This window comes from Kangiella japonica (genome assembly GCF_039523535.1).
In the GTDB taxonomy this organism is placed as follows: Bacteria; Pseudomonadota; Gammaproteobacteria; order Enterobacterales; family Kangiellaceae; genus Kangiella; species Kangiella japonica.
Genome location: NZ_BAAAFM010000002.1, coordinates 1 through 10977 on the forward strand (window position 1 = coordinate 1; position 10977 = coordinate 10977).

Below are 10977 nucleotides of genomic sequence, written 5' to 3' on the forward strand. Positions count from 1 at the left end.
CGAAAGCCTGAGCTGAACCGCCGTATACTTTTGCTAATACTGTACAGATCGCCGCAGTCAACGTCGTTTTACCATGGTCTACGTGACCAATCGTACCAACATTTACGTGTGGCTTATTACGTTCAAATTTCTCTTTAGCCATTTTAAGTCTCCCGGAATTTCCGCGTTTTAAGTTCCAATATTAAAACGGGTGTCACCGGGTTGTACGTCAAAGATACCACGTACTAGCACCCTCGCACCCTAAATTTTGCCAACTTGATAGATTCTGAATGAGAAGATAGCAAGACTGACAAAGCCTGGTGCCGATAAGCAGATTTGAACTGCTGACCTCTCCCTTACCAAGGGAGTGCTCTACCTACTGAGCTATATCGGCAAAATTGGAGCGGGTAGCGGGAATCGAACCCGCATCATCAGCTTGGAAGGCTGAGGTTCTACCGTTGAACTATACCCGCGCTCAACTGTTTACCGTGTCTTTAAAATGCAAAACAATAAACTACAGTAAGTTTACGCCGCACCAAGAACGATAGTGACTCAAATTGCGCTAGTGCAACTTAAGCCTTCACCCAGCCACTCTTCTTCGCTTTTCAGCGACTAGAGCATATGAGGCAGGATGAAATTATTTGGTGGAGGGGGGAGGATTCGAACCTCCGAAGCTTTCGCGTCAGATTTACAGTCTGATCCCTTTGGCCGCTCGGGAACCCCTCCAAGATTTGAACATCATCGTTGCTCAAAGCGAGCGCGCATAATGCCAATTTGCTGGAGAAAATGCAAGTATAAATCTCTTTATAGTATAGCTTTAAGAGTGTAGTAACTCACATTTAAAAAGGGCTGCATATGCAACCCTCAAAAATAATGGTGCCGACTGCCGGAATCGAACTGGCGACCTACTGATTACAAGTCAGTTGCTCTACCTACTGAGCTAAGTCGGCTTAACTTCTAGACAGGCCTGATGTGTCTTTTTGGCCGATGTCGTTAAGTGGGCGGAATTTTAGCGATCTGATTTAGCTTTGGCAATGCTTTTTTCAACTTTTTTTGGCATTCAGGCAATTTTTTTCATTTCTTTCGATAAATTGTTTATTTATTCACCGAAAACCAATGATTTAAGCCTAAAAAAACAAGCCTTGGCTCTAAGGTTACTTTAAATGGCTTGTTTAATAGTTGCAATTCTTGCTGTACCCATTGCAAAACATCGACCCCATCACCTCCGGTTACCCATATTTCTAAATCATTGCTGTTTTCACCATCCTTACAGGCTGAAATTATTTGCCTCACCAGCTGACGACAATAACCTTCCACCATGACATCGGCTCCGAGCGCCACCGCGGCAGACGTATTCTGACCAAACAGGTCGCCTTCGGCTTTATTATCGTGACTAGCACTCCAGGCAATACCACCAGTTTCACCGAGCAATGATTGCTGCAATAACTTTTTACCGGCGACGATATGCCCGCCTTGGTGCACACCCTGCGCATTGACCCAGTCTGCTGTAATCGCCGTTCCAGCGTCGATCACCATAAAATCAGTATGACATCTTTCAAACGCAGCAATCATAGCTAACCAGCGATCGACGCCAAGAGCTTGCGGATTTGCGTAGCTATTTATTAGCGTCCGTGACGATTGCGCGCTATTGCCTGATGGCGAGATGCCTTTAGCTGAATAGGTACTAGTCGATTCGGCAAAAACAGGAGTTATAGCCAAGGTTTTCTCGCAGGCTTGCTTGAAGACTTTTTTTGCTTCTAGGCTCGCTACACTACTGATGATCACCGCCTTTACTCTAAAGCCAGCAAACTGCTCAAGGTGTTTTTTTAGCTCATCTGCGCTACTTGCCTTACTATTCCATGCTCCCGCAGTCTCTTCTTTAAAAGGCTCTTCAGACTTTGTAAGCACATACTTACAGCGGCTATTACCTTGATCAATATATAGAAACATAGCTAAGCATCCTCACGAAACCTTAAGCTAACTTCACCAGCATAAATCGGCTTGATGCCTTTACCCGTTTGCAATAAAAAAGCACCATTAGCATCGACACCCGCGCCAATACCGTTAATGACGTCTTCCCCCTGCAATATGGCAACCTTTTTATTGTAACACTCATCATAGTTTTGCCATTCTGGCAAAAAGGATTCAAAACCACACTCAGAAAAATGCGCTAGATAAGACTGCAAACATTGCATCACCGTAATCAACACTTGCTGGCGACTGATTGTCGGTTCTAACTCTTGAAGATTTATCCATTCTTGCTCAATGGCTTCCGCGGCATTGCTTGCCATGTGGACATTGAGGCCTACGCCGATGATAACTTGTAGCCCTCCCACCATATCGCCAGAAAGTTCGACCAAGATACCGCCAAGCTTACGACCTTGATAACGAATATCGTTAGGCCACTTTAATTCGACCCCAGTGATGTTTAACTCATTTAAGGCCTTAACAATGGCCAGACCGACAATTAAGCTTAGACCGCCAAGCTGTTGCACGGGTAATTGCGTTTTCCAACCCAATGACCAATATAAGTTACTCGCTAAGGGTGACACCCACTGTCTACCACGTCGCCCGCGGCCAGCCGACTGATACTCTGCCACCACTAATTTATTATGGGCAAAGCCTTCGCCTTTGAGTTTTTCATTGGTGGAGTTGGTAATGAGACGCAAATCTAAGCTGAATTCGCCTAAGGCTTTCTCTAATAATGCCTTGTCTAACAGCTCGACCTGGTGCTCGAGTCGGTACCCCTTGCCCGTCACTGACTCAATACCAAGCCCTAAATCTTGCAACTGCTGGATCAACTTCCATACATAGGCTCGACTAACACCAAGTTTATCGGCAATCGCCTGCCCGGAATAAAAGCCACCCTCTGACAAGAGCTGCATAATATCAGTCAGTTGCTGTTCTTTATGTTGTGACTGTTCTTTAGCTGCCATGGCCAGTGCTCGCTGTGAAATAGTTAAAATACATCTTGTTGCCCAATGATCCACACCTCAGGCTCCAGACGAACACCAAACTTACTCAAAACCGTATCTCGAACATGCCCTGCAAGCGTTAAAATATCGTTACCGCTAGCGTTACCATGATTCACCATGACTAGCGCTTGCTGCTGATGAACTCCAGCATCCCCGTGGCGATAGCCTTTTAAGCCACACTGATCGATGAGCCAACCCGCCGCTAACTTCATATACGAGTCATTCACTTGATAAGCAACGATATTAGGAAAGCCTGTCTTTAATTCTTGATATTGCTCGATGGTCACTACTGGGTTTTTAAAGAACGAGCCCGCATTACCCAGTTTATTCGGATCGGGCAGTTTGCTCTGACGGATCTTAATCACCTCATCGCTAACATCTTTAGCAGTAAGATTCTCTGTAGTCTCTAACAAGTTCTTAAGCGGACCATAAGTAAGCACCAACTGCGGCTTTTTATACAAGCGCAAGGTTACTTCTGTAATGATGTAGCGTCCGCGCAATTCCCCTTTGAAAATACTGTCACGATAACCGAACTGACACTCCTCATGGCTAAAAACTCGTCGCTCTCCGCTATATAGATCGACAGCACTTAATGAGATAAATCTTTGTTCAAGCTCAACACCATAAGCGCCAATATTTTGGATGGGTGCTGCCCCTACGTTGCCTGGAATGAGCGACAAGTTCTCTAGTCCCGAATAGCCTTTATCAAGTGAATCTAAAACTAGCTGATGCCAGTTAACACCCGCGCCGGCAGTTACGGTTACTTCGTCGCCACTTTCTAGATAGGAAATCTGCTGAATATTCGCCTGTAAGAAGGTAAGAGGAACATGATCCAGCAATAGCAAGTTGCTACCGCCACCGAGCACGAAGAATTTGTCGGCGGCTATGGTTAAACCTGCCAACCAGTCTTGGATTTCTCGTTCGCTTTGAAAACGGAAAAGTTGATCACAGCTAGCTTCAATACCAAAGGTATTATAAGCGGTTAGTGATTGCGCCATAGAGCCTTGTCCAAATGCTTTTGAATGTTTTGCATTGTAGCAGAAGAAAGCCGAAATACTATTTCTCTAGAGCGAACAATCCACAGTCAAAGATTGTTACAAATTGACCACCACAGAGATTGCCACTCCATGCACAAAACGTTAGATTAGGCTGACTAAATAATTATATAAAAGGGGAATCCCATGAAGATAAGCTCGCCATTAACCCTTATTGCGACCATCACAGCACTAAGCATTGGCTCCAATAGCCATGCCGCTGAGTCTAGTGAGGCTCAAGAAAATACTTGGTTACATTGCGGAAACCTCGTCGATACAGCCGAAGGCGAATTACTCTCCGAGCGCTACATCGAGGTAACAGGAAACACCATTACCTCAGTCACCAGTTCGCGCCCAAGTGCAACGGATATTGTCGATCTTAGCAGTAAAACCTGTCTGCCTGGCTTAATGGATATGCACGTGCATCTTGATGGTGAAATGAATCCTAAGTCATATATTGAAGGTTTTACGCTCAACCCTGCGGATTTAGCTCTTAGCGCACAAAACTTTGGCATGAAAACCTTGATGGCTGGGTTTACTACGGTAAGAAACCCTGGCGACTCATATAACGTCACCATTTCCTTACGCAACGCCATTAACCAAGGCATCGTCTCTGGCCCACGCATATATTCAGCCGGCAAATCACTGGCCACCACTGGCGGACACGCTGATCCAACGAATGGCACCAATGCAGACTTGATGGGTGACCCAGGGCCTAAAGAAGGCGTTATAAACAGTGTTAAAGACGCCCGCAAAGCTGTGCGTCAGCACTATAAAGAAGGCGCCGACTTTATCAAAATCACGGCAACAGGCGGTGTTCTAAGTTTGGCAAAAAGTGGCCAAAACCCACAGTTTACGGAAGAAGAACTAAAGTCAGTTATCGATACTGCCAATGATTACGGCATGCACGTAGCCGCACACGCACATGGTGACGAAGGAATGCTTCGTGCCGTAAATGCAGGCATTACCACGATCGAGCACGGAACTTACATGTCAAAAGACGTGATGAAAGCCATGAAAAAGCATGGTACTTATTATGTGCCAACTATTATTGCCGGTAAGTTTGTTGCAGAAAAAGCAGAGGTCGATGGTTTCTTCCCTGAAATTGTCCGCCCTAAGGCTCGAGCGGTAGGCCCACAAATTCAAAAAACCTTTGCTCAAGCTTATGATTACGGCGTAAAGATTGCCTTTGGCACAGACAGCGGCGTTTCCGCACATGGTGATAACGCCAAAGAATTCCAATACATGGTCGAAGCCGGCATGCCTGCAATGGAAGCTATCCAAAGTGCAACGTTAACAACCGCAGAGTTACTTAAGAATGATAAGATTGGCGTCATTAAAGAAGGCAAATTAGCGGATATTATTGCAGTCGATGGTAACCCGATTGAAAACATTAAGCTGCTACAAAACGTTTCTTTTGTGATGAAAGAAGGTACAGTCTACAAACAGTAACATTGCCTGTTGAATAAACAGCCCAATAAAGAGCGCAGGGTAATAGTTGCCCTGCGCTTTTGACTGTCATGCTTTTTATCCTAAAACCTTAAAGTTTGTACTCCTTTACTACACACGATCGGACTGGCACTGCTACCTTTAACTTTAATAGAGCGCCTAATACGCGAATCATCCACTACCGGACATAAAAACTCTATGTTTACAGACGCTTGATGAATGGAGTGTATTTCGTAAAAATCAGTTTTCTTTGTGACCTCGTTAATATTGCCTCGAAGACCGACGACCACATCTTTGTATTCCTTAACTTCGCCCTTTGTTTGAACCGACCAACCCGCTGCGCGCATCATTGCAACATAGTTTTGTAAATCCTTTTCAACACTCTCGGGTGAACTAAACTCCCAGTCTGGATGAGCTATGACTAACCATTTCATTTCGCCATTACTTTCAATAGAAATAACTTCATCTTGCTGCCAACAGGCGCTCAATATTAGACAAAACACCCCAATTAAGCACAAACGCATATTATCTTCCTTAGCTCTATTCCACTGAATTACAATGCTTTTTAGCTACTTTATACTAAATTTTGTAAAACTTTTACTAATTAAGTTAACACTGACTAATTTTTGTGCGTATAATGTCGCCGATTCGAAGCAATGGTCGCATGCACTCCCTTTCTTATATTCTGTGCAATGTGTTGTGGTTTTAGTTGGGTATATCAGTTGACCGACGCTTCGTTGAGCATTCCGCTCATCATGCAAAATTAAGGTATTCTGATGACATCTAAAAACACCCCTACCAGCTTTTCAGAGCTGGAACTTGCCCCTGCTGTATTGAAAGCTATTCAAGAAGTAGGCTACGAACAACCGTCCCCAATCCAACAAGCCAGCATCCCTGTATTGTTGACCGGCCGTGACATTATTGGTCAGGCCCAAACGGGTACGGGTAAAACGGCTGCATTCGCATTGCCGTTACTTTCAAAAATTAACACTAAAGATCGTACAACTCAGGTATTAGTTTTAGCCCCAACTCGTGAGTTAGCGCTCCAGGTTGCTGAGGCTTGCCAAACCTATGCCAAGCATATGGATCAGTTTACGATATTGCCAATTTATGGTGGTCAGCGTTACGACACACAATTACGCCAGCTCAAACGTGGCGCACAAGTCGTTGTTGGTACGCCTGGTCGTGTTATGGATCATATCCGCCGCGGCACTTTAAAACTTGATAACCTTAAGGCTCTAGTTTTAGACGAAGCTGATGAAATGCTTCGTATGGGCTTTATCGATGACGTTGAGTGGATCTTAGGTCACACTCCAGAACAGCGCCAAATTGCCCTCTTCTCGGCTACGATGCCGAATCAGATTCGTAAAGTTGCTGAAAAGCACCTTAACAAGCCTGAGCATATTAAAATTGAAACCAAAACGTCGACTGCAAAAACCATCAGCCAGCGCTATTGGTTTGTTAGTGGCTTACACAAGCTAGACGCTTTGACTCGAATTCTTGAAACTGAAGAGTTCGATGGCATGATTATTTTCGTGCGCACCAAAACAGCTACGATGGAATTAGCTGAAAAATTGAATGCTCGCGGATTCCGTGCGGACGCCCTGAACGGTGACATCGCACAAAACTCGCGCGAGAAAATCGTAGAAAAACTAAAGCGTGGTAAAATCGACGTATTACTTGCTACTGACGTTGCCGCCCGCGGTCTTGACGTAGAGCGTATCAGTCATGTTATTAACTACGACATTCCTTACGACACTGAATCATACGTACACCGTATCGGCCGTACTGGCCGTGCAGGTCGGACTGGCCACGCTATTTTATTTGTAGCACATCGCGAAAAACGTATGCTGAAAGCAATTGAGCGCGCAACGAATCAGCCAATCGAAGAAATGTACATGCCAACAATCGACGCGATTAACGAAACTCGTGTTGAACGTTTTGCAACGAAAATTACTGAAACGCTTGCCAGCCAAGATCTTGAGTTTTATACCGATTTAGTTGAAAAGTATGTTAAAGACAATGATCAAGACTGGCCTCAACTAGCAGCTGCACTAGCCAAAATGGCTGCAGGCGACGAGTTATTACTTAAAGAAAAACCACGAAAAGAACGTAAAGAGCGAGATGATTGGGGTAGTGACCGTCGTGATTCACGTAATGACTCTCGTGGTGATAGAAAGCGCGATCGCAATACGAAAGAGCGTCCGCGTCGTGAGAACACCTTCTCAGCAGAAGCACAACCGCTTGCCGATCATCCTGATGTTGAGATGGAGCGCTATCGCATTGAATTAGGACGTAATCAAGATGTCAAAGTCGGCAGCATTGTTGGTGCAATTGCCAACGAAGCGGATATCGACAGTGAATACATTGGCCGAATCGACTTATTTGACGAATTCACAACGGTTGACTTACCAGCCGGTATGCCAAAAGAAGTGCAAAAAATCTTGGCTCAAGCACGTGTTGCTGGTAAACCAATGCAACTTGCACCAATCGGCAAGCAAGATGGTAAGCCAAGCTCTACTGGCGGAAAAGGCAAACCTAAGTTTAAAGATAAAGACAAAGGTAAGCCGAAAGCTAAAAAGCGTAAGCCAAAAGCTTAACGTAACTGATAATAAAAAGGCCTCAACAGAGGCCCTTTTTATTACTTGTAATAACGTCTAGCTGCAAAGGTTAATAACAACATAAACAATAACCACACAGGTGCTGAACCATCGCCTCCACTAGAACTAGCTTCACCGACCTGGATTGATACAGTAGCTTTTAAACCGTACTCTCCTGCATCATCTCGAACCCTATAGGTAAAAGAATCCTTTCCCTGATAACTTAGATCGGGCTTAAAAGTCACTCTGCCATCGTGGGGTCCATAAATTTGCCCATTTTTCGGGTAATCCACAATATGGAATGAATTCTCTATGATATAACCGTCACTATCTAAGTCATTCTGTAACGGGTAAAAATTTACTTCTCCATCAACATCCACAGTTACGGAGTCGTTTGAGAGTGTTGGTTTTTGGTTTTTGATTTGTCCTAATTTAATCGTTAGCAAATAGGCTCCAAAAGTGAAGTCACTAGTTCTTACGCTATGCGTAGTGTCTATAAATCTAGTATTCTTTGTGAATCCACTTACCAAGAGCTCTCCACTTTCCATAAAATTAATACTTAAGATATTATCTGTAAAGCTAGGTAGGAATGAAGCAGTCCATGGCTCGGAACCACTTCTAGGACTCCATGTAATAAGCATGGAAGGGTTTTGGAAGTTTGCAGAAGTTCTCCCACGGTCAAAGGCCTCCTGTTCATAAACAGATGTTTCTTGCAACATATTAAAATGAGGGTAGAATTCTATTGCGCAAACCAGTCCGCCACCTATACAGCTAGCTGCTACAGCAATATTTCCATCTGAATCTACAGTCATATCTGCCATACTTGCAGTTACCCGCTCATAAGAATAGCTCCATTTGTTAACTTGACGTAAAGGCATACCCTTCATCTTGACTACAAATGGGCCTAAATAACCACTCGTTACTCCATCGATTGAAAGAGAGGGCGAGTTTGTCGTCCCACCTAGGTACAAGTCTCCATTATCCATCGCTTGTATTTTTTGAATGCCTTCATTTCCTTCTCGTCCGTAATATGACAAATAATTAATCTTATTAAGTTTTTTTTCATAGAAACCTATTACTCCGTCTACATCTCCTGATAATGATGTATCAAAAGCATCAGGACTCATTTCTATGTTTGATCTTGTTGTGCCCCCAAATATTATTTTTGAACCGTAGTCTTCTAAAGTCTGTAGCGCGTCTCCACTAGCCCCTCCCACATAACTTGAGTGAATCACTGTATTATTTGAGTCCACCACAGTAAGGAAACCATCACCTTCGCCTTTATACTCACTGCCACCTGTCGTATGAAGGTCAATTGAGGAAGTATTACCCACAAATGCGTAGCCTGTATTTGTCACTGCTATTTCATTTATTCTATCCTCACCACTTCCTCCGTAATAACTTGCAATTAATAACTCTCCAGTTTTATCTAATTTAATGATAAAGCCATCCTCTTGACCTTTATCTACAAAACCAGGCTCGTGCTGGTCGTAAGGGTTATGTGATGGGAGCGTATTTCTTGCAGGAAAATACTCTATTAAATTAGATTGTTGAAGCCTTTGTAATGAACCTACTACATATATATGACCGTAATTATCAAGTTCTAGATCATAAACCCCTGCAGGGCTGGTCATCCCAATTAAAGTAAGCTCTTCGACATTATTTGTACTTAAATTAACACGTCCAATAATAATCCCATGCGGAATATGCGTACATTTATTTTTTTTAGCACAGTCTGAGAACTGCTCACTAATGTGCACTCTATCAAACCCGAACTTCCTTTCACCTTCATCTGTAATAAATAAGTCCCCATTAGAATCATAGTCAAGATTACTAGTTGATGCCACAAATACTATCTTATCTTGCTCAATACTTTCGCTATCATTTATTACAAAACCCATTGAACCAATATTATAAGAAAATGACCAGTCAATATAGGGCCTAGCATTTGCCGAAGAGAATTTAAAGCACAGCAATAATAGAATCGCCGAAAGAGAAGCTCTAGTAATACACATAGCCTATGTCCTTGATTAAATTTTAAAAAAATAGATTATTTATCTTTGTATGTTGTCTAGAATTCTAACTTAATCTATACCGTGTTAATACAAACAGTCCCCCTACGTATATATTAGGTATAATTCCAAACTCCACCACGACTATTATATAGAAGAGGTACACCAAACCTATCTTTTGATATGTTAATAAATACTAGGCTAAGCCTCCAAAATCTATCAGTTAGACTGTTTGCCCGTAAAAACTTTTTTATGAGGACTAAGTTAATATTTAGAGTTTATACTAGGCATTAAAAAGACCTACTTTTCGACTAAGTTTAGGTATGAGAGATCCCATACTCTTTTAAGTATGGGAGGGACCGCACCTTTTTGTTGACAAGGGTAAAGTAGTTCCCTCAGATCATAATAAAGCATGAAATGCTCACTTAAGCCGAGCAAGGCGTTAATACTTAAGAAATTTGTTAGGTTTCAGCATGGCATCTGCTGTTCTAGACATATGAGCTAACTCGTAAATAACAGGTATAAAAAAAACCATCGGGTGTTTTTTTGGTATAAACGCTCACGTGCCCTTTAGGTTCTGGGGAGTGTCTCCCCCCCTGGGTATGATGACCTACTCTATTCGGGCAGTCCTGCCCTCCCCCTAAAGGGCTGCCGTCGCTTCGCTGGGCATTCAAAATCGTTCCTGACGATTTTGTCACACGACCAACAGGGATGGTGGAAGTGCTAGATATTGCCAAGAGTAATATCAGCGAGAGCCCAAGTAATATGGTATTAGCTTTTCGAACAAGTAACAAAAAAGCCCTAGCATTGCTGCTAGGGCTTTGGTGTTAAGCGCTTGGCGATGACCTACTCTCACATGGGGAAGCCCCACACTACCATCGGCGATGAGTCGTTTCACTTCTGAGTTCGGCATGGGATCAGGTGGTTC

Annotated in this window: 8 protein-coding genes, 4 tRNA genes and 1 rRNA gene; 2 read left to right on the forward strand and 11 right to left on the reverse strand. The window is 43.4% G+C overall.

The features are described 5' to 3' along the window. The 8 genes from ABD128_RS03435 to murB all read right to left on the reverse strand — a co-directional run. Nucleotides 1-142 (reverse strand): GTP-binding protein (locus ABD128_RS03435; protein ID WP_343986613.1); only part of this gene is annotated, 142 nt, incomplete at its 3' end. Nucleotides 143-297: 155 nt separating this feature from the next. Beyond that, nucleotides 298-373, reverse strand: a tRNA-Thr gene (locus ABD128_RS03440). Nucleotides 374-378: 5 nt separating this feature from the next. Continuing rightward, nucleotides 379-452 (reverse strand) — tRNA-Gly (locus ABD128_RS03445). Between the two features lie 169 nt (nucleotides 453-621). Further along, a tRNA-Tyr gene (locus ABD128_RS03450) sits at nucleotides 622-705 on the reverse strand. A 148-nt stretch (nucleotides 706-853) separates the two neighbouring features. After that, nucleotides 854-929, reverse strand: a tRNA-Thr gene (locus ABD128_RS03455). A 145-nt stretch (nucleotides 930-1074) separates the two neighbouring features. After that, nucleotides 1075-1929, reverse strand: coding sequence for a type III pantothenate kinase (locus ABD128_RS03460; protein WP_343986592.1), 855 nt, complete (start codon nucleotides 1927-1929; stop codon nucleotides 1075-1077). A gap of 2 nt (nucleotides 1930-1931) precedes the next feature. Further along, complete coding sequence (gene birA, locus ABD128_RS03465) at nucleotides 1932-2915, reverse strand: bifunctional biotin--[acetyl-CoA-carboxylase] ligase/biotin operon repressor BirA (RefSeq protein WP_343986595.1); 984 nt, start codon at nucleotides 2913-2915, stop codon at nucleotides 1932-1934. Nucleotides 2916-2938: 23 nt separating this feature from the next. Further along, entirely contained in the window at nucleotides 2939-3952 is a 1014-nt protein-coding gene (gene murB, locus ABD128_RS03470) for a UDP-N-acetylmuramate dehydrogenase (protein ID WP_343986598.1), read from the reverse strand. Nucleotides 3953-4135: 183 nt separating this feature from the next. Here murB and ABD128_RS03475 point away from each other — a divergent pair, with 183 nt between their 5' ends. Further along, entirely contained in the window at nucleotides 4136-5440 is a 1305-nt protein-coding gene (locus ABD128_RS03475) for a metal-dependent hydrolase family protein (RefSeq protein WP_343986601.1), read from the forward strand. An 80-nt stretch (nucleotides 5441-5520) separates the two neighbouring features. On the opposite strand, the gene ABD128_RS03480 is transcribed toward ABD128_RS03475, so the two are convergent. Then, nucleotides 5521-5961 carry a hypothetical protein gene (locus ABD128_RS03480; RefSeq protein ID WP_343986603.1) on the reverse strand — a complete coding sequence of 147 codons (441 nt, stop codon included), beginning with the start codon at nucleotides 5959-5961 and terminating at the stop codon, nucleotides 5521-5523. Between the two features lie 252 nt (nucleotides 5962-6213). Here ABD128_RS03480 and ABD128_RS03485 point away from each other — a divergent pair, with 252 nt between their 5' ends. Next, nucleotides 6214-8037 (forward strand): DEAD/DEAH box helicase, encoded by a 1824-nt coding sequence (locus tag ABD128_RS03485; protein WP_343986606.1) that lies wholly within the window; start codon nucleotides 6214-6216, stop codon nucleotides 8035-8037. 41 nt (nucleotides 8038-8078) lie between these two features. Here ABD128_RS03485 and ABD128_RS03490 read toward each other — a convergent pair whose 3' ends face one another. Next, nucleotides 8079-10052 carry an Ig-like domain-containing protein gene (locus ABD128_RS03490; RefSeq protein ID WP_343986609.1) on the reverse strand — a complete coding sequence of 658 codons (1974 nt, stop codon included), beginning with the start codon at nucleotides 10050-10052 and terminating at the stop codon, nucleotides 8079-8081. A gap of 830 nt (nucleotides 10053-10882) precedes the next feature. Continuing rightward, nucleotides 10883-10977, reverse strand: a 5S ribosomal RNA gene (gene rrf / locus ABD128_RS03495); the annotation flags it as partial.